This is a genomic window from Pseudokineococcus sp. 5B2Z-1, from assembly GCF_037482305.1.
GTDB lineage: Bacteria > Actinomycetota > Actinomycetes > Actinomycetales > Quadrisphaeraceae > Pseudokineococcus.
Genome location: NZ_JBBHZG010000001.1, coordinates 241,294 through 259,900 on the forward strand (window position 1 = coordinate 241,294; position 18,607 = coordinate 259,900).

Genomic DNA, 18,607 nt, shown 5'->3' on the forward strand with positions numbered 1-18,607 from the left:
TCGGGGTGTGGGAGGGGCAGCGACGGGCGCTGCGGGGCCGACGCGCCGCACCGGGCCCCGCGGCTGCGGGGCCCGGTGCGGGCCGGCGGTCGTGCTGGTGCGCGGGGCGCGTCGTGCTCGCCCCGCGGCGGGTCAGGCCTGCGCGGTCTCGCCCTCGGCCTGCTCGGGCTGCTGGACGGTGGCGACGGCCTCCTCGGCGGAGGGCTCGCCGGCCACGGCCTCGGCCACGGACTGCGCGTCGGCGTCCGCCACGGACCCCTCGACGGCGTCGGCCTCGGCGTCGCCGCCGCGGGCCGCGTGGCCCTCGGAGGCGCCCGACTGGTCCGGGCCCTGGCCGAGGAGCTCGCGCTCCCACTCGGCGAGCGGCTCGGACTGCTCGGCCCCGCCGCGCTGGCCGCCGCCGGCGCGGGCCATGAGGCCGTCGGCGACGGCGTCGGCCACGACGCGGGTGAGCAGCGTCACCGAGCGGATGGCGTCGTCGTTGCCGGGGATCCGGTAGTCGACGCTGTCCGGGTCGCAGTTCGTGTCGAGGATCGCGACGATCGGGATGTTGAGCTTGCGCGCCTCGTCGACCGCGAGGTGCTCCTTGTTCGTGTCGACGATCCACACGGCGCTGGGCGTGCGCTGCATGTCGCGGATGCCGCCGAGCGTGCGGTCGAGCTTCTCCTTCTCGCGCCGCATCATGAGGAGCTCCTTCTTCGTCCGCCCGCTGGCGGCGACGTCGTCGAAGTCGACGAGGTCGAGCTCCTTCATGCGCGCGAGGCGCTTGCTCACCGTCTGGAAGTTGGTGAGCATCCCGCCCAGCCAGCGCTGGTTCACGTAGGGCATGCCCACGCGGGTGGCCTGCTCGGCGAGCGGCTCCTGCGCCTGCTTCTTCGTGCCGACGAAGAGCACCGTGCCGCCGTGGGAGACCGTCTCCTTGACGAACTCGTACGCGCGGTCGATGTACGTCAGCGACTGCTGCAGGTCGATGATGTAGATGCCGTTGCGCTCGGTGAAGATGAAGCGCTTCATCTTCGGGTTCCAGCGGCGGGTCTGGTGCCCGAAGTGGACACCGCTCTCCAGCAGCTGGCGCATCGTGACGACGGCCATGGGTGGTCCTCTCACGCCGCGCGGGTGCGCGGCTCCGGTTGGTCGCGGGACCCCCTGCGGGCCCCGCCCTGGCGTCCGCGGCGCACCTGCTCCTCGCCGCGGCGCGGCTCGGACCGGGAGGTGCGCCCCCGCTGCGAGCAGCGGTCCGCGGGCGCGCGAAGTAGGCCGGCGCGAGCCGACCCCGCGACCAGAGTACGCCCTCCGCGCCCGCACCCCGACCGCTGGCCCCGACCGCTGGCCCCGCCACGGGCCCAGACCGCTGCCCCCGACCGGCCGCCGGGGGCGGCGTCCGCCCGGTGCGCACGGGCGCGCTCCCCCGCGGCGTCGTCCCCAGGACGCTCGGACGCCGCCCACGCGCCTCCCCGCCCGGACCAGGCTCGCCGTGTGCCCGTCGCCCGCGTCCGCGCCCTCCTGCTCGCCCCGCTCCTCGCCGCCGCCCTGGTCGCGGCCCCCGCCGCCGTCCCGTACGCCGCACCGGGCTCCGGCTCCGGGTCGGTGGCCGTCGCGGCGCCCGACCCGGGGCCGGCGTCGCCCCGCGTCGCCACGACGCCGGACGCGCCGTCGGCAGCACCACCCGCCGCGGTGGCGCGCACGGCGCGGGCCGCGCCCCGCACGACGCCGTGGCGACCGCCCGTCGCCGAGCCGCTCGAGGTCCTCCGCGGCTTCGCCGCACCGGCGCAGCGGTGGTCGCCCGGGCACCGCGGCGTCGACGTGGGCGCCGCGGCCGGGCAGGAGGTGCTCGCGCCCGCCGACGGCGTCGTCGGCTTCGCCGGGCCGGTGGTGGACCGCGGCGTCCTCGTGCTCGACCACGCCGGGGACCTGAGGTCGTCCTTCGAGCCCGTCGTGCCGCTGCTCGCGGTCGGGACGACGGTCCGCCGGGGCGAGGTGGTGGCGCTGCGCGCCCCGACGGCGCACGCGGGGTGCGCGACGGCGGGCTGCCTCCACTGGGGCGTGCGCCGCGGCCGGGGGGCGGCGGCGGCCTACCTCGACCCGCTGCTCCTGCTCGCGCCTCCTAAGCCGCCCGTCCTCCTGCCCCTCGCCCCGGCGCTGACCCCCGGGGAGGGGCGGGGGTAGGAGCAGGAGCCCTGGCCGGACGCGCCGAGGGCCCCGGCGACGGGTCCGCGGAGGTGGGCCGTGCCGTCGCGCGGGGCGGTGGCCCGCCGCGGGCCGGGCGGCGTCAGCTGACGTCGGCGAGCTTGGTGCGCAGCTGCAGGACGGCCTTGGAGTGCATCTGGCAGATGCGGGACTCCGTGACGCCGAGGATCCGCCCGATCTCGGCGAGGGTCATGTTCTCGTAGTAGTAGAGCGTGACGACGATCTTCTCCCGCTCGGAGAGCTGGTCGATGGCCCGGGCGAGGAGGAACTTCGTCTCCTCGCCCTCGAAGGCCATCACCGGGTCCTCGGCCCGCGTGTCCTCGAGCGTGTCGCCCAGGGACAGGCTGTCGCCCTTCTCGCCGCCGGAGAGCAGCTCGTCCAGCGCGACGAGGTTGACGTAGGAGACCTGGCTGAAGATGTGGTGCAGGTCCTTCAGCGGGATGCCCATCTGCGCCGCGACCTCGGGCTCGGTGGGCGTGCGGTGCAGGCGCGCCTCGAGCTCGGCGTAGGTCTTCTCCACCTCGCGGGCCTTGCTGCGGACCGACCGCGGGATCCAGTCGAGGGCGCGCAGCTCGTCGATGATGGCGCCGCGGATGCGCTGGATGGCGTACGTCTCGAACTTGATGGCGCGCTCGAGGTCGTACTTCTCGATGGCGTCGATGAGGCCGAAGACCCCGTAGGACACGAGGTCCGCCTGCTCCACGTTGGAGGGCAGGCCCACGCCCACGCGACCGGCGACGAACTTGACCAGCGGCGAGTAGTGGAGGATCAGGCGCTCGCGGACGGCGGCGTCCCCCGTCGTCTTGAAGGCGACCCAGAGCTCGCGGACGGCGGCCTCGGCCTCCTCCGCGGGCGTGAGGGCGCGCTCCGGCTCCTCCACCTCGACGCCGTCGTCGACCCGGGCCTGCTCGTCGGTCCCGCCGGCGGCGGCGCCCGCGGCCGCTCGCTCCCGTGCGGGGGCGCGACGGCCCGGCGAGGGCGTGCGCTGGGTCACGAGCTCTCCTCCGGTCGGGGCTCCCCGGCGCGTCCGGGGGCCTGGCGTAGCGGGCGGCGCGGGGCGGCGGCGTCAGGCACGGGGGTGCGCCTGGTGGTAGCTCGAGCGGAGCCGCTCCACGGAGACGTGCGTGTAGAGCTGCGTGGTGGCCAGGCTCGCGTGCCCCAGCAGCTCCTGGACGCTCCTCAGATCAGCCCCCCCGTCGAGCAGGTGTGTCGCCGCGCTGTGACGCAGCGTATGTGGAGTCACGTGTCGTGACACAACTTTCGCACTGATCCGTTCCACGAGGCCCCGGACCGCGCGCTGGTCGAGGCGGCCCCCGCGGGCGCCGAGCAGCAGCGCGGGGCCGCTGCGGGGCCCGGCCAGGGCGGGTCTGCCCCGTCCGAGCCAGCGTCCGAGCGCCGCGTCGGCGGGCGCGCCGAAGGGCACGACGCGCTCCTTGGCGCCCTTGCCCATCACCCGGACGGTCCAGCGCGAGCGGTCGACGTCGTCGACGTCGAGGCCGACGAGCTCGCCCACGCGGACACCCGTGGCGTAGAGGAGCTCGAGCGCCGCGGCGTCGCGCAGGGCCACGGGGCCGCCCTCCTCCGCCGCCTCCTCGGCGGCCGCGAGGACCTGGGCGACGGCCCCGGCCGCGAGCACGCCCGGCAGCGCGCCCGACGAGCGGGGCGCGCGCAGCCGCACGCCGGCGTCCGCGCCCGCGGCGCCGGTGCGCGCCAGCCAGGCGGTGAAGGCGCGCGCCGACGCCGCCCGGCGCGCCGTCGTCGCCCGCGCCGCCGGCCCCGGCGCCGCGCGGGGCTCCCGGGCGCCGGCCACCGCGTCGGGGACCGCGCGGGCCTCGCCCGAGAGCCACGCCCGCAGGAGCGCGAGGTCGACGTCGGCCGGGTCGCCGCCGCGGCTCCGCGCTGCGGCCAGGAGGTCGCGGACGTCGCCCACGTAGGCGCGCACGGTGTGCGGCGAGCGACCGCGCTCGACCGCGAGGTGCTCGGCGAAGGCCTCGAGGAGGCGCGTGGCGCGCTCGTCCGGCCCGGGGGCGGCAGCGGACCCCGACGCGGGCGCAGGTCCTGCCGCTGGCCCGGGCCCCGCGGAGGGCGCAACTGGGTGCGGCGCGCGCTCCCCCGTCCCCGCGACCACGGACGCACGCTCCCGCACCCGCGCGCTCGGGGCAACCACCCGCCCCGCCGTCGCCCGCTGGTCGGAGATCGGCGACCCGCGGTCGGTGGCCCGTGCTCCGTGGTCGGTGGTCCCGCACGGCCGTCGCGGGCCCGTCGCCCGGACGAGCCGCGGCGCGGCCGCCGCTCCTCGGCGGCCCGGGACGGTCGTCGGCGGCGGCAGGGGCCGTGACCGGCGACGCCGGTCGGGCGGTGTCGCCGGGCGACGGGCGGCCGCGACGGGGGTGGAGGGGCTAGCCGCGCGGAGCCGCGCGGCGCCACAGCGGCCCCCGGTCGTCGGCGCCGACCTCCTCGGCGTGCCCGCTGAGCGCCAGGCGCCCGAGGCACGCCAGGACGGTCCGCTCGGAGAGCCCCGCGGCCCGGGCGACCGAGACGACGGGCGCGCCCCGGCGCACGGGCAGGGCGTCCGCGACCCGCAGGTCCTCGCCCTCCAGCCCGGCGAGCGGGCGCCGGCGCCCCGACCGCTCCCGCTCGGGCGGGACGGGCACGGCCTCCCCGGAGGCCGCGTCGACGAGCTCGAGCACCTCCGCCGCGTCGGTCACGCAGGTGGCCGCGAGCTCCCGCATCACCCGGTGGCAGCCCGCCGACGTGCTCGAGGTCACGGGCCCCGGCACCGCGCCGAGCGGTCGGAGGAGCGCGGCCGCCCGGGTGGCCGTGCTGAGCGCTCCCGAGCGCCAGGCCGCCTCGACGACGACGACCGCCGAGGAGGCGGCCGCGATGAGCCGGTTCCGCTCGAGGAACCGCCACCGCGTCGGGGAGGACCCCGGCGGCTGCTCCGCGACGACGACGTGCTCGGCCGCGATGCGCGCGAGCAGCGCCTCGTGCGCCGCGGGGTAGGCGCGGTCGACCCCGCAGGCGAGCACGGCCGCCGTCGCCCCGCCGACGGCCAGCGCCGCGCGGTGGGCGGCGGCGTCGACGCCGAAGGCGCCGCCGGAGACGACCGCGACCCCGCGCTCGGCGAGGCCCGCGGCCAGGTCGGCCGCGACGTGCTCGCCGTAGGCCGAGGCGGCGCGCGAGCCGACGAGGGCGACCGACCGCTCGACGAGGGGGCCCAGCGCCCCCGCGCCGCGCACCCACAGGCAGGGCGGCGCGGCGTCGCCGAGGTCGGCCAGCCGCCGGGGCCACTCCTCGTCCGCCGGGACGACGAGCCGCCCACCGAGGCGGCCGAGCACGTCGGCGTCGCGGCGCGGGTCGAGCCCGTCGAGCCGCGGCCGCCACCGGTCGAGGCCGGCCCGCAGGGCGGCGCGGGCCCGCGGGGTCCCGGCGTCGCCCGGGAGCACCGGGACGTCGGTCCCCGCGAGGACGACGTCGAGCGCGGCCACGGGCCCGAGGGCCGAGCGCAGCGCGGCCGCCACCGCGTCGCCGGGCTCGGCGAGACGGCTCCACGCCGCCCGCGCCCACCGGTCCTCGGCGGCCCAGGCCGGCGTCGCGCCCGGCAGCGGCAGCTGCTCCCCGCCGCTCACGCCGCGGTCCCGCGCAGGCGGAGCAGCAGCGCCCGGCCCACGTGGTCGCGGTCGGGCGCGTCGGCGCCGTCGAGGTCGGCGAGGGTCCACGCCGTCCGCAGGCACCGGTCGTAGCCGCGCAGCGTCAGCCGCCCGCGGTCGAGGGCCGTGTCGAGGTCGCCGACGACCCCGGGCGCCGGGCGCAGCCGCCCGCGCAGCAGGGTCCCCGGCGCCTCGCCGTTGCAACGGGCGCCCGAGCCGGCCAGGCGCGCGGCCTGCGCCGCGCGCGCGGCGCGCACGCGGGCGGCCACGACCGCCGTCGTCTCCCCCTCCGCCCCGAGCGCGAGCGCGGCCCGCGAGGGGGCCGCCACCTCGACCTGGAGGTCGACCCGGTCGAGCAGCGGCCCGGACAGCCGGGCGAGGTAGCGCCGGCGCTCCACCGAGGCGCACGTGCACGCGTCGCCGCGCCCGCTCGCGCGGCCGCACGGGCAGGGGTTGGCCGCGAGCACGAGCTGGAAGCGCGCCGGGTAGCGGGCCGCGCCGCCGGCCCGCGCGATGACGAGGCTGCCGTGCTCGAGCGGCTGCCGGAGCGCCTCGAGGACGTCCTTGCGGAACTCGGGGGCCTCGTCGAGGAAGAGGACGCCCCGGTGCGCCCGCGAGGCGGCGCCGGGGCGGACGACCCCGCTGCCGCCGCCGACGACCGAGGGCGTGGTCGCCGTGTGGTGCGGGTCCTCGAAGGGCGGGCGGCGCAGCAGGCCGCCGGCCGCGTCGAAGGTGCCCGCGACCGAGTGCACCGCGGTGACCTCGACCGCCTCCTCGTCGTCGAGGTCGGGCAGCAGCCCCGGCAGGCGGGCGGCGAGCATCGTCTTGCCGGCGCCCGGCGGCCCCACGAGCAGCAGGTGGTGCCCGCCCGCGGCGGCCACCTCGACGGCCCGTCGCGCCTCGTCCTGGCCGACGACGTCCGCGAGGTCCGGCGTCGTCGCCGTCACCGGGGCGGGACCGAGCCGGCGCGCGGGCGGCTCGTCCGGGTCGCACGCCGCGTCGACCTCGCCGCCGTGCCCGCGGACCACCGCCGCGAGCGACGCGGCCGCACGCACCTGGGCCCCCGGCACGAGCTCCGCCTCCGCCGCGTTCTCCTGCGGCACCACCACGCGCGGCGAGCCGGCGCGGACGGCGGCGACCACCGCGGGCAGGACGCCCCGCACGGGGCGCAGGCTCCCGTCGAGGCCGAGCTCGCCGAGGTGCGTCCAGCCGCGGACCGCCTCGCGCGCCAGCCCGCCCTCGGCCGCGAGGACGGCGACGGCCACGGCGAGGTCGAAGCCGGCGCCCTGCTTGGGCAGCGAGGCGGGCGAGAGGTTCACGGTGACGCGCCGCGACGGCAGCGAGCAGCCGATGCCCGCGAGCGCCGCCCGGACGCGGTCGCGCGACTGGCCGAGGGACGTGTCCGGCAGGCCGGTGACGACGAAGGCCGGCAGGCCCGGGGTCACGAAGGCCTCGACCTCCACGACGGCGCCGGCGAGCCCGACGAGCGCGATGCCGCGCGTGGCGCCCAGCCCCATCACGCCACCCCGCGCAGGTGCTCGACGCGGGCCGGGCCCGCGGGCGGGCGCAGCACGGCGACCGCGTCGACGCGCAGGCTGCCCGCCCGCTCCCCCGAGGCGTCCGCGAAGGCCACGAGCAGGCGCCGCACCCGCGCGGCCTTCACGGGCGTGACGGCCTCGAAGGGGTGCCCCGCGCCCGGCGCGCCCGCGGGGCCGCAGCGGCGGGTCTTCACCTCCACCGCCACGAGGGCGTCGCCGTCGCGGGCGACGACGTCGATCTCCCCGCGCACCGGGCTCGTGCAGCGCCAGTTGCGCGCCACCACCCGCATCCCGGCGGCCTCCAGGTGCGCCACCGCCACCTGCTCGCCGTACCGGCCCACCGCGTCGCTCGTCCGCACGAGAACCACCTCCGCGCCGCAGCGTGCGCGGCGCAGGCCGGCGGCGGTCGGTGGCGGCGCCCGGCTGTGGAGGGCGGGGCCCGGCCGGGGGCTGTGCGCACCGGGCGGACGCGCGGCGGGCGGCGCCCAGGGCCGGCGGTCTCGGTCAGCGGGGCCGGCGGCTCAGCCGGTCGTCACGTCTCCGGGACGGTGAGGTCGGACTTGGCCAGCTCCTCGACGTTGACGTCCTTGAAGGTGACGACGCGCACCTGCTTCACGAAGCGCGCCGACCGGTAGACGTCCCACACCCACGCGTCGGTGAGCGTCAGCTCGAACCAGACCTCGCCGTCGGTGCTGCGCGGCACGAGGTCCACGGAGTTGGCGAGGTAGAAGCGGCGCTCCGTCTCGACGACGTAGGCGAACAGGCCCACGACGTCGCGGTACTCGCGGTAGAGCGCGAGCTCCATCTCGGTCTCGTAGTCCTCGAGGTCCTCAGCGCTCATGGGCCCTTCCGCGCGCTCGGGGCCGGCACCGCCACCGGCAGGTCGCCGTCCATCCTGCCCGACGCCGGGGGCCGGTCCCGACCGGCGGGCGCCTGCACCGGCAGCTCCGCGAGGGCGGCCGCGACGGCGGGCGCGGGCTCGCACCCCGGCAGCCGCCAGCTGCGCCGGTGGTGGACGCAGGGACCGTGGCGGCGCAGCGCGGCCAGGTGGTCGGGAGCGGAGTAGCCCTTGTTGCCGGACCACCCGTAGCGCTCGTCGCGGGCGCCGAGGTCGCGCAGCAGCGCGTCGCGCTCGGTCTTGGCGAGGACGCTGGCGGCGGCCACGGCCGCGCAGCGCAGGTCGGCCTTGACCTGCGTGCGCACGAGCCACGGGTCGGCCCGGGCGCCGCCGCGGGGCACGGGGGTCGACAGCCAGTCGTGCGAGCCGTCGAGCAGCACGACGTCCGGGACGACGCCCAGCTGCTCGAGCGCCCGCCGCCCGGCCAGCCGCAACGCCCGGACGATGCCCAGGGCGTCGACCTCCCCCGCGCTGGCGTGCCCGACGGCGTGCGCGGGCGCCCAGCGGCGCAGGCGCGGGGCGAGGGCCTCGCGCGCCTCGGGGGCCAGGAGCTTGGAGTCCCGCAGCCCGGCCGGGGCCGTCCGCGTCGCCGCGTCCACGACGGCGACGCCGACGCTCACGGGGCCGGCGAGGGCGCCGCGGCCCACCTCGTCGACCCCGGCCACGAGGAGGTGGCCCTCGCGCAGGAGCGCGCGCTCGGCCCGGAGCGTCGGTGTCGCCCCCCGGGGCCCCCCGCCCCGCGAGGAGGCAGCACCCCGCGAGGGCGCCGGGCGCCGCGCCGCGGGGCGGCCCGGGGCCGCGCCGGCCTCGCTCACGAGCCGGCGACCGGCGCGGTGGGCGTCGCCCCGCCCTGCTCGACACCGGTCCCGCTCGCGGCGGGCGGGGGCACGCGCCGGAAGGCGTCCTCGCCCTGCCCGAGCCAGTCCCACCGGTCGAGCGGCCACACGAGGAGCACCGCGCGGCCGACGACGTCGTCCAGCGGCACGGTGCCGCCGCCCTCGAGCTGGGTGTGGGCGCGGCTGTCGAGGGAGTCCGAGCGGTGGTCCCCCATGACCCAGACGCGTCCCTCGGGGACGACGACGGAGAAGGCCTCCGCGCTGGGAAGGTCGCCGGGGTAGACGTAGCGCTCCTCGACGGGCTCGCCGTTGACGACGAGCTCCCCCGTGCCGTCGGCGGAGACGGTGTCGCCCGGCAGTCCGACGACCCGCTTGATGAGGTGGTCGCCCGAGTCCTCCGGCAGGACGCCGACGAAGGACAGGACGTCCGCGACCGCCGCGCCGACCGGCGTCCGGTCGGGGGCGGGCGCCTGGTCGAGCCACCCGCCCGGGTCGGTGAAGACGACGACGTCGCCGCGCTCCAGCTCGAACGGTCCCGGCGTCAGCCGGCTGACGAGGACGCGGTCGCCCACCTCGAGGGTCGGCTGCATCGACTCGGACGGGATGTAGAAGGCCTGCACGAGGAAGGTCTTGATGAGCAGCGAGAGCACGAGCGCGGTGACGACCACGACGACGACCTCGCGCAGCGCGCCCGTCAGGCCGCCGCCGCGGCGCGGCTCCTCCTCGGCGGGCGGCGCCCCGCCCGCCGCGAGCCGCTCGTCGCCCCGGCCGTCCACGGGCCCGCCCTCTGCGCTGCTCACGCACGTCCTCCACCCTCGTGGCCCTCGCGGCCCCGTCACGTCCCCCGCCGCCCGCACCGGCGGGCCGCCTCGCCCGGACCGGCTCCGGCCGCCCCGACGGCCCAGCCTCGCACCCTCCGGACCCGGCCCGCGCCGGTGGCGCGCCCGGGCGCCCCCGGGCGGGGGACGACGACGGGCGGTCGGGGGGCGGGCGCGGACGACGACGCCCCCGCCCGCGACGGTCGGGAGACCGTGCGGACGGGGGCGTGGCGCGGGCGCGGCCGTGCGGCCGGCCGGGTCAGCGCGAGACGGGCTCGCGCTTCTCCTTGATCTTGGCGGCCTTGCCGCGCAGCTCGCGCAGGTAGTACAGCTTCGCGCGGCGGACGTCGCCGCGGGTGACGACCTCGATCCGCTCGATCGCGGGGGTGTGCACCGGGAAGGTGCGCTCCACGCCGACGCCGAAGCTCACCTTGCGGGCCGTGAAGGTCTCGCGGACGCCGTCGCCCTGGCGGCGCAGCACGACGCCCTGGAACAGCTGCACGCGCGAGCGGGTGCCCTCGATGACCTTGACGTGCACCTTGACGGTGTCGCCGGGCCGGAACTCGGGGATGTCGTCGCGCATCGAGGCTGCGTCGAGCCCGTCCAGTGTCTGCATCGTCTGCTGCTCTCCCGCGCACCGCCGCAGGCCGGTCGCGCACTCGTGGCGGGGCCGCGCCCCGTCGTCCTCGTGGTGGTCCGAGCCGCCGGGCGGCTCGCGCCGGTCTCCTCCGGGCTCCGCGCGCCCCCTGCGGCAGGGGCGGGCCCGTCGTCCGGCTCGGCGGGCAAGTCTGCCACAGCCCGGCCGCACCGCCGACCGGCTCGGCGGGCGCCCGGACGTCGGCGGCCGGCGGCTCAGCTCCCGGGCGTCCAGCCCTCCTCGGCGAGGACGGCGAGGTCGGCGGCGTCGAGCGCCGCCGGGTCGCGCTCCAGGAGCGCCGCCAGGAGGTCGGGGCGGCGGCGCGCCGTCCGGCGCAGCCCCTGCTCGCGGCGCCACCGGGCGACCTGGCCGTGGTGGCCGGACAGGAGCACCTCCGGCACGTCGAGGTCGCGCCACCGCGGCGGGCGCGTGTAGACGGGGTGCTCGAGGAGCCCCTGCTCGTGGGACTCCTCGAGGAGCGAGTCCGGGTTGCCCACGACGCCCGGCAGGAGCCGGCCGACGGCCTCGACGAGCGCGAGGGCGGCGACCTCGCCGCCGTTGAGGACGTAGTCGCCCAGGCTGAAGGGCTGCACGCGGTACCGCTGCGCGGCGTCGACGAGGACCCGCTCGTCGATCCCCTCGTACCGCCCGCAGGCGACGACCAGGCGCGGCTCGGCGGCCAGCGCGTGGGCCGTCGACTGGTCGAGCGGGCGGCCGGACGGGCTGGGCACCAGCAGCAGGGGCGGCTCCGCGCCGTCGGACGCGGGCGGGAGGGCGCCGACGGGGCCGTCCGGGCCCTCGCCCCGGTGCACCGCGTCGAGGGCGCGGCCCCAGGGCTCGGGGAGCATGACCATGCCGGCGCCGCCGCCCGCCGGGGTGTCGTCGACGGTGCGGTGGCGGTCCTCGGTCCACCCGCGCAGGTCGTGCACGTGCAGGTCGAGCAGCCCGAGCCGCTGCGCGCGGCCGATGAGGGACAGCTGCAGCGGGGCGAGGTAGTCGGGGAAGATCGTGACGACGTCGACCCGCACGTCAGCGGCCCGCCGGCGCAGGGCCCTCGTCGCCCGCTCCCCCGGTGTCGTCGCCCTCCGCCTCGTCGTCCTCCGCGGGCACGGCCTCCAGGAGGCCGCCGGGCGGGTTCAGCACGACCCGGCCGCCGGCGACGTCGACCTCCGGGACGATCGACCGGACGAAGGGGACGAGGGCGGTGGCGCCGGAGGGCTGCCGCACGACGAGCGCGTCCTGCGCGGGGAGGTGCTCGAGGCCGACGACCTCGCCGGCGTCGCGCCCGTCGACCGTGGTCGCCCGCAGGCCGACGAGCTGACCGCGGTGCCAGGCGTCCTCCTCGACCTCGGCCGGGTCGTCGGGGTCGACGTCGACGAGCAGCAGCACGCCGCGCAGCTCCTCCGCGGCGGTGCGGTCGGCGACCTCGGCGAAGGCGACGAGCGGCCGCCCCTGGTGCTCGCGCGAGCTCGTGACGGTCAGAACCCCGACGTCGGGGTCCGTGCGCAGGCGGGCGCCGACGGCGAGCCGGCGGCCCGGGTCGTCGGTGCGGACCTCCAGGGCGACCTCGCCGCGCAGCCCGTGCGGGCGGCCGGCGCGGGCGACGACGAGCTCCACGGCGCTCCTCGGGGTCGGGGCCGGCGGGCGGCCCGGGTGGGACGTGCGGGTGGGACGTGCGTGCCGGGGTGCCGCTCGGCACCGAGCGGAGGTCCGGGCCCGCAGACGGCGCGAGCCCCGCCCGCCGTGCGGGAGGGGCTCGCGCCGGGTGCTGCGGTGCTGCGACGACCGCGCCGGTGGTCCGGCGGGTCAGCGAGCGCGGTCGACGTCGACGACGTCGACGCGCACCGGGCCCTCCCCGCGCGAGAGCGCGGAGAGGACGGTCCGCAGCGAGGTGGCCGTGCGCCCCGACCGGCCGATCACGCGGCCCAGGTCGTCGGGGTGCACCCGCACCTCGAGCACCGTCCCGCGCCGCACCGGGCGGTCGGTGACCCGCACGTCGTCGGGGTTGTCCACGATGCCGCGGACGAGGTGCTCGAGGGCGTCGGCGAGCACGTCAGGCCTTCGCGACCGGGGCGTCCTCGGACGGCGCCGACTCGGAGGCCTTCTCGCCCGAGCCCTTCGCCGTCGCGTCCTTCTTCGGGGCGAGCTCGGCCGGGCCGCTCTCGCGGGCGGCGGCCTCGAAGGCCGCGCGGCGGTCCGCCTTGGGCTCGGCCGTGCGCAGCGTGCCCTCGGCGCCCGGGAGGCCCTTGAACTTCTGCCAGTCGCCCGTGATCTTGAGCAGCGCGGCGACCTGCTCGGTCGGCTGCGCGCCGACGCCGAGCCAGTACTGGGCGCGCTCGGAGTCGATCTCGATGAACGAGGGCTCCTGGGTCGGGTGGTACTTCCCGATCTCCTCGATCGCGCGGCCGTCGCGCTTGGTGCGCGAGTCGGCGACGACGACGCGGTAGTACGGGGCCCGGATCTTGCCCAGGCGCTTGAGACGGATCTTGACTGCCACGGTGGAGGGGTTCTCCTGGTTCGTCTGGGGTGAGCGCGCCCGCCCGGCGTGGGGCCCGCCGGGGCGTCGGTGCTGCAGGACTCGCGCGCCGCGGGTGAGAGGGTCCCTCGGCGCCCGGTACAGCGGGCTAGTGTGCCAGACGCCGTCCGGCCCGGGCGACCTGCCGCCCGCGCAGGACGACGGCCGACGGCGCGGCGAGCACGCCGACGTCGCGCCGCGGGTCCTCGGGCAGCACGAGGAGGTCGGCGCTCGCGCCCTCCTCGAGGGCCGGGTGGCCGAGCCACCGCCGCGCCGACCAGCACGCCGCGTCGAGCGCAGCCGCGGGCCCGAGCCCGGCGGCCGCCATCTCGGCCACCTCGTCGGCGAGGATCCCGTGGGGCAGCGTGCCGCCGGCGTCGGTGCCGGCGAACAGCGGCACGCCGGCCTCGTGCGCCAGCGCGACCGCCTCGCGGCGGCGCGCGTGCAGCCGCCGCATGTGGGCCGCGTACCGGGGGAACTTGCCCTCGCCCCGCGCCGCGATGTCGGGGAAGGTGCCGATGTTGACGAGCGTCGGCACGACGGCGGTCCCCCCCTCGGCCATGAGCGCCACGTCGTCCGGCCCCATCGCCGTCGCGTGCTCCACCCCGTCGAAGCCCGCGGCCAGGACGTCGGCCAGCGCCTCCGCGCCGAAGACGTGCGCCGTGATGCGGGCGCCCTCGGCGTGCGCGGCCGCGGCCGCCGCCGCGAGGTCCTCCCGCGACCAGCAGGGGGCGAGGTCGCCGGCCTCGCGGTCGATCCAGTCGCCGACGACCTTGACCCAGCCGTCGCCGCGGCGGGCCTGGCGCCGCACCTCGTCGACGAGCTGCGGCGGCTCGACCTCCTCGGCGAAGCCGCGCAGGTAGCGGCGCGTGCGGGCGACGTGGCGGCCCGCCCGCACGAGCCGGGGCAGGTCCTCGCGCTGCTGCACCCACCGCGTGTCGGCCGGGGACCCGGCGTCGCGCACGAGGAGCGTCCCGGCGTCGCGGTCGGTGCGCGCCTGCTCCTCGGCCGTGGGCCGGTCGACCTCGCCGCCCGCGCCGAGGCCGATGTGGCAGTGCGCGTCGACGAGCCCGGGGAGGACCCACCCCTCGAGCGCGGTGACGTCGTGGTCCCCCGCGGGCCGCGTCGTGCTGACGCGCCCGTCGAGCACCCACAGGCCCTGCGCGGCGTCCTCGTCGGACCCCGTGCCGGGACCGTGCAGGACGCGCCCGGTCAGGTGCAGCACCTGCCCCACGGCGGCGCTACCGGCCGAGGAACTTCTCGAAGCCGGGCGGCAGCTCGAGGTCCTCGGGCACCTGCTGGCCCTGCTGGCCGAGGCCGAAGGAGGACCCGGGCGCCTGCGCGCTGCGGGCCGGGGCCGCCTGCTGCTGCTGGGCGCGCTTGGCCGGGTTGCCGGACTTCGCCTTGCCCTTCTTCGGCGGCGGCGCCGTCCGGCCCCGGGACTTCTTGCCCCCGCCGGGCAGGCCGGGCATCCCGCCCCCGGGGCCGCTGCGACCGCCGCCCATGCCGGGCAGGCCCCCCATGCCGGGCATCCCGCCGCCCTTGCGCATCGAGCGCATCATCTTCTGGGCGTCGGCGAAGCGGTCGAGGAGCTGGTTGACGTCGGTGACGGTGCGGCCCGACCCCTTGGCGATGCGCGCGCGGCGCGAGCCGTTGAGCACCTTGGGCGAGCGCCGCTCGAGCGGCGTCATCGAGCGGACGATCGCCTCGATGCGGTCGATCTCGCGCTCGTCGAAGCTCTCGAGCTGCTCGCGCAGCTCGCCCATGCCGGGGAGCATCCCGAGCATCTTCTTGATCGAGCCCATGTTGCGCAGGCCCTGCATCTGGGTGAGGAAGTCGTCGAGCGTGAAGTCCTCGCCGCTCGCGAAGCGGGTGGCGAGGTCCTGCGCCTGCTCGGCGTCGAAGGCCTTCTCCGCCTGCTCGATGAGCGTGAGGACGTCGCCCATGTCGAGGATGCGCGAGGCCATCCGGTCGGGGTGGAAGACCTCGAAGTCCCCCAGCCCCTCGCCCGTCGAGGCGAACATGACGGGCCGGCCCGTCACCGAGGCGACCGACAGGGCGGCGCCGCCGCGGGCGTCGCCGTCGAGCTTGGACAGCACGACGCCCGTGAGGTCGACGCCGTCGAGGAAGGCCTGCGCCGTCACGACGGCGTCCTGGCCGATCATCGCGTCGACGACGAAGAGCACCTCGTCGGGCTCCGTGGCGGCGCGGATGTCGGCGGCCTGCTGCATCATCTCGGCGTCGACGCCGAGGCGGCCGGCCGTGTCGACGACGACGACGTCGTGCTGGCGCTCGCGCGCGGCGGCGACGCCGCGGCGGGCCACGTCCACCGGGTCGCCCACGCCGTTGCCCGGCTCGGGCGCGAAGACGGCGACGCCCGCCCGCTCGCCCACGACCTGCAGCTGGGTGACGGCGTTGGGCCGCTGGAGGTCCGCGGCCACGAGCAGCGGCGCGTGGCCCTGCTCGCGCAGCCACCGGCCGAGCTTGCCGGCCAGCGTCGTCTTCCCGGCTCCCTGCAGGCCCGCGAGCATGATGACCGTCGGGGGGTTCTTGGCGAAGCGCAGCCGCCGCGTCTGCCCGCCGAGGACGCCCACGAGCTCCTCGTGGACGATCTTGACGACCTGCTGCGCCGGGTTCAGCGCGCCCGAGACCTCCGCCGACAGCGCCCGCTCGCGCACCGAGGCGGCGAACTGGCGCACCACGGGCAGGGCGACGTCGGCGTCGAGCAGCGCCCGGCGGATCTCGCGGACGGTGGCGTCGACGTCGGCCTCGGACAGGCGCCCCTTGCCGCGCAGGCCCTTGAAGGTCGCCGACAGCCGGTCGGAGAGGGAGGAGAACACGCGCCGAGGCTACCCGCCGCCCCCGCCCGCCCCGCCCGCCCGCGGGGCGGCGGCCCCGGCCGCGCGCGCCGGGACGGACCCGCTGGTGGACCCGGCGGACGCGCCGGCGGGAGCCGGCTCGCCGGAGGCGGCGTCGGTGAGCACCCCGACGACGCGGGCGGTGCGGCCGGGGCTCAGCGGGCCGCCGCCGGGCTCGCAGAGGTAGAGCACGTCGACGGCCCGCGAGGAGTGCGTGGCCACGTGGGCGCTGCGGACGTCCACCCCCTCCTCCCGCAGCGCGCTGCCGAGGCGGTGCAGCAGCCGCGGGCGGTCCGGCGCCCGCACCTCGACGACCGTCGCGTCCTCCGACGCCCCGGGCACGACGAGGACGCGGGGCGCCGCGTCGCCGGCCAGGCGCGGGGGGCGCCACCCGGCGTCGCGCCGCGCGAGGCGCTCCAGCACGGAGGCGTCGCCGGCGCCCAGTCGCAGCAGCTCCGTCCGCAGGACGGCGGGGTCGGGCACGCCGCGGCTGCCGTGGACCCACCACGTGTCGACGGCGACGCCGTCGACCGTGCGCACGAGCGCCGAGCGCACCGCCAGCCCGTGCGCGGCGAGCAGCCCCGCCACGTCGCCGAAGAGGCCCGGCCGGTCGGGGGCGACGACGGTGACGCCGTGCAGCCCGAGCAGGGGGCTCGTCTCGACCCGCGGCGTGCCGTCGAGGAGGACGGCGGCGACGAGGCCGCGCTCGGCCGCGGTGAGCGGGGCCGGCCCGGGGGGCTCGCGGCCCTGGAGGGCGGAGCGCGCCCGGGCGACGAGGTCGTCGACGAGGCGCCGCCGCCACGCCGTCCACGCCGCGGGGCCGGCCGCGCGGGCGTCGGCCTCGGTGAGCGCGCGCAGGAGGTCGAGGACGTCCTCCCGGCCGTCGACGACCTCGACGAGCTCGGCGACCGTGCGCGGGTCGTCGGGGTCGCGCCGCGTGGCCAGGTCGACGAGCGCGAGGTGGTGCCGCACGAGCCGGCGGACGACGGCGACGTCCTCCTCGGGCAGCCCGGTGCGCCGGGCGACGGCCTCGGCGAGGGGCGCGCCGACCTCGCTGTGGTCGCGGGCTCCCGCCGTCTTGCCGAGGTCGTGCAGCAGGCAGGTGAGGAGCAGCAGGTCGGGGCGGGCGACGTCCCCCAGCCGCTCCTCGGCCTGCACGCACGTCTCGACGAGGTGGCGGTCGACGGTGTGCCGGTGGACGACGGTGCGCTGGGGCCGGTTGCGGACGGCCCGCCACTCGGGGAACCACGCGGTCACGAGCCCCGCCTGGTCGAGGGTCTCCCACACGGGCACCTGCCGCTCCCCCGTGCCGAGCAGCTCGAGCAGCGCCGTGCGGGCGGGCGCCGGCCACGGCGTCCCCGGCACCGGGGACCCCGTGGCGAGGTGCCCGGCCGTGACGGGCGACAGGGGCAGCCCCTCCTTGGCGGCGGCCGCCGCGGCCCGCAGCGTCAGGGTGGGGTCGCTCGAGGGGCGGGCCGCCGCGCCGAGGCAGAGCTCGCCCTCGTGCTCGACGAGGTCGACCTCGACGGCGCGCTGCACGGGCCGGCGCCGGCGCCAGCCGCGGCGCGTGGTGGCGGCGCCGGTGGCCCGGCGGGCGGTGACGTCGAGGGACCACGCGAGGGCGCGCGCGGCCAGGGCCACCTCGGCCAGCAGCGCGTCGGCGTCCTCGAGGCCCATGGCGACGGCGACCGCGTCCTGCTCGTGCAGGAGCAGGCGCTCCCCCGGCCGGCCGGTGACGGCGTGCAGCGCGTCCCTCACGTCGAGCAGCCGCAGCCGGGCCTCCCCCGAGCTGCCGTGGGGGGCGTCGGCCAGCCAGCTCGCGACGATGGACTGCAGGACGACGGCGTCGCGCAGCCCCCCGCGGGCCTCCTTGAGGTCCCCCTCGAGGAGGTAGGCGAGCTCGCCGTGGGCGGACGCCCGCTCGGCCGCGGAGGCGAGGAGCCCGGGGAGGCGCTGGCGGGCGCCCCGCCGCCAGTCCTCGCGCAGCGCCTCGCGGGCGTGCAGCGCCATGGCCGCGTCCCCGGCCACGGGCCGCAGGTCGAGCAGGCCGACGGCCGCGGTGACGTCGTCCGCGGCGACCTGGCGGCAGTCCGCCACGGAGCGGACGGAGTGGTCCAGGCGCAGGCTCGCGTCCCACACGGGGTACCAGACCCGGTCGGCGACCTCCGCGAGCTGCTCGGGCGCCCAGGTGCGCCCGTCGTGGAGGAGCACGAGGTCGAGGTCGCTCGCCGGGCCGGCCTCCCGGCGGGCGTGGCTGCCGACGGCGACGAGGGCGACGCCCGTCGTGCCGGCGCCGGCGCGCGCGCCGACGGAGGCCGCGGCGCCCTCCCACACCTCCTCGAGCCAGCCGTCGACGAGGTCGGCGAGCCGCTCCCGGCGCGCGGGCCCCGCCGTGCGGTCGTCCAGGCCCGCGCGGACCGCGAGCGCGAGCCGCTCGGTCCGCAGGTCCCTGCGCCGCGGCCCGTCCGGTGCGGTCGTCGCGCTCCCGGTGGCTCCCATGGCCCCTCCGTCCCTGCCGGGCGCTCCCGCCCGCCGCTCGTCGTGCCTCGACCGTGGTGCCCGCCGCCCCCGGCCTCGTGGGCGGGGAGCGCGGCGCAGCACCGTGCGTGGTCGCCGTCACCCCGAGTGCTCGCCCCCCGACGCGCCGACGGCGCGGGCCCGCGTCGTCAG

18 protein-coding genes are annotated in these 18,607 nt (G+C 78.8%); 1 reads left to right on the forward strand and 17 read right to left on the reverse strand.

Translation table 11 applies throughout. The features are described from left to right. Positions 1–132: 132 nt before the first annotated feature. The gene (gene rpsB / locus WDV85_RS00995; RefSeq protein WP_171202285.1) at positions 133–1,092 is read right to left on the reverse strand and encodes a 30S ribosomal protein S2; all 960 of its coding nucleotides are present in this window, start codon (positions 1,090–1,092) and stop codon (positions 133–135) included. A gap of 384 nt (positions 1,093–1,476) precedes the next feature. On the opposite strand from rpsB, the gene WDV85_RS01000 reads away from it, so the two are divergent. Beyond that, on the forward strand, positions 1,477–2,166 hold the full coding sequence (locus WDV85_RS01000) for a M23 family metallopeptidase (RefSeq protein ID WP_339568853.1): 690 nt from the start codon (positions 1,477–1,479) through the stop codon (positions 2,164–2,166). A 103-nt stretch (positions 2,167–2,269) separates the two neighbouring features. On the opposite strand, the gene whiG is transcribed toward WDV85_RS01000, so the two are convergent. The 16 genes from whiG to WDV85_RS01080 all read right to left on the reverse strand — a co-directional run bounded on the left by whiG (position 2,270) and on the right by WDV85_RS01080 (position 18,436). Beyond that, positions 2,270–3,067, reverse strand: a complete 798-nt coding sequence (gene whiG / locus WDV85_RS01005) for an RNA polymerase sigma factor WhiG (protein WP_339569432.1) — start codon at positions 3,065–3,067, stop codon at positions 2,270–2,272. 186 nt (positions 3,068–3,253) lie between these two features. Next, positions 3,254–4,315, reverse strand: coding sequence for a tyrosine-type recombinase/integrase (locus tag WDV85_RS01010; RefSeq protein WP_339568854.1), 1,062 nt, complete (start codon positions 4,313–4,315; stop codon positions 3,254–3,256). 271 nt (positions 4,316–4,586) lie between these two features. Next, positions 4,587–5,816 (reverse strand): DNA-processing protein DprA, encoded by a 1,230-nt coding sequence (dprA, locus tag WDV85_RS01015; protein ID WP_339568855.1) that lies wholly within the window; start codon positions 5,814–5,816, stop codon positions 4,587–4,589. After that, positions 5,813–7,354 (reverse strand): YifB family Mg chelatase-like AAA ATPase, encoded by a 1,542-nt coding sequence (locus tag WDV85_RS01020; RefSeq protein WP_339568856.1) that lies wholly within the window; start codon positions 7,352–7,354, stop codon positions 5,813–5,815. Before WDV85_RS01020 ends, dprA begins: the two co-directional genes overlap by 4 nt. Next, entirely contained in the window at positions 7,354–7,734 is a 381-nt protein-coding gene (locus tag WDV85_RS01025; RefSeq protein ID WP_298990438.1) for a YraN family protein, read from the reverse strand. The genes WDV85_RS01020 and WDV85_RS01025 overlap by 1 nt, the downstream gene beginning before the upstream one ends. Before the next feature lie 173 nt (positions 7,735–7,907). Then, entirely contained in the window at positions 7,908–8,216 is a 309-nt protein-coding gene (locus WDV85_RS01030) for a DUF2469 domain-containing protein (RefSeq protein WP_171204143.1), read from the reverse strand. Next, positions 8,213–8,959 carry a ribonuclease HII gene (locus tag WDV85_RS01035; RefSeq protein ID WP_445263163.1) on the reverse strand — a complete coding sequence of 249 codons (747 nt, stop codon included), beginning with the start codon at positions 8,957–8,959 and terminating at the stop codon, positions 8,213–8,215. Before WDV85_RS01035 ends, WDV85_RS01030 begins: the two co-directional genes overlap by 4 nt. Positions 8,960–9,084: 125 nt before the next feature. Then, positions 9,085–9,909 (reverse strand): signal peptidase I, encoded by an 825-nt coding sequence (lepB, locus tag WDV85_RS01040; protein WP_339568858.1) that lies wholly within the window; start codon positions 9,907–9,909, stop codon positions 9,085–9,087. A 277-nt stretch (positions 9,910–10,186) separates the two neighbouring features. Continuing rightward, positions 10,187–10,543: a 50S ribosomal protein L19 gene (gene rplS / locus WDV85_RS01045; protein ID WP_171203602.1), complete on the reverse strand. Its 357-nt coding sequence runs from the start codon at positions 10,541–10,543 to the stop codon at positions 10,187–10,189. A 236-nt stretch (positions 10,544–10,779) separates the two neighbouring features. Continuing rightward, positions 10,780–11,592, reverse strand: coding sequence for a tRNA (guanosine(37)-N1)-methyltransferase TrmD (gene trmD, locus WDV85_RS01050; RefSeq protein ID WP_339568859.1), 813 nt, complete (start codon positions 11,590–11,592; stop codon positions 10,780–10,782). Between the two features lies 1 nt (position 11,593). After that, a complete protein-coding gene (rimM, locus tag WDV85_RS01055) occupies positions 11,594–12,181 on the reverse strand; it encodes a ribosome maturation factor RimM (RefSeq protein WP_339568860.1) in 588 nt (195 codons plus the stop codon). 189 nt (positions 12,182–12,370) lie between these two features. Further along, a complete protein-coding gene (locus WDV85_RS01060; protein WP_298804798.1) occupies positions 12,371–12,616 on the reverse strand; it encodes an RNA-binding protein in 246 nt (81 codons plus the stop codon). 1 nt (position 12,617) lies between these two features. Continuing rightward, positions 12,618–13,061 (reverse strand): 30S ribosomal protein S16, encoded by a 444-nt coding sequence (gene rpsP, locus WDV85_RS01065; RefSeq protein ID WP_171203598.1) that lies wholly within the window; start codon positions 13,059–13,061, stop codon positions 12,618–12,620. Positions 13,062–13,188: 127 nt separating this feature from the next. Continuing rightward, entirely contained in the window at positions 13,189–14,304 is a 1,116-nt protein-coding gene (locus WDV85_RS01070; RefSeq protein WP_339568861.1) for an amidohydrolase family protein, read from the reverse strand. A gap of 16 nt (positions 14,305–14,320) precedes the next feature. After that, positions 14,321–15,919: a signal recognition particle protein gene (ffh, locus tag WDV85_RS01075; protein WP_339568862.1), complete on the reverse strand. Its 1,599-nt coding sequence runs from the start codon at positions 15,917–15,919 to the stop codon at positions 14,321–14,323. Positions 15,920–15,928: 9 nt separating this feature from the next. After that, positions 15,929–18,436: a [protein-PII] uridylyltransferase gene (locus tag WDV85_RS01080; protein ID WP_339568863.1), complete on the reverse strand. Its 2,508-nt coding sequence runs from the start codon at positions 18,434–18,436 to the stop codon at positions 15,929–15,931. Positions 18,437–18,607 lie beyond the last annotated feature (171 nt).

Coding starts and splice junctions, on each gene's coding strand:
- WDV85_RS01080 (WP_339568863.1), bottom strand. CDS start 18,436: ATGGGAGCCACCGGGAGCGCGACGACCGCACCGGACGGGCCGCGGCGC.
- rplS (WP_171203602.1), bottom strand. CDS start 10,543: ATGCAGACACTGGACGGGCTCGACGCAGCCTCGATGCGCGACGACATC.
- WDV85_RS01020 (WP_339568856.1), bottom strand. CDS start 7,354: ATGGGGCTGGGCGCCACGCGCGGCATCGCGCTCGTCGGGCTCGCCGGC.
- rpsB (WP_171202285.1), bottom strand. CDS start 1,092: ATGGCCGTCGTCACGATGCGCCAGCTGCTGGAGAGCGGTGTCCACTTC.
- WDV85_RS01030 (WP_171204143.1), bottom strand. CDS start 8,216: ATGAGCGCTGAGGACCTCGAGGACTACGAGACCGAGATGGAGCTCGCG.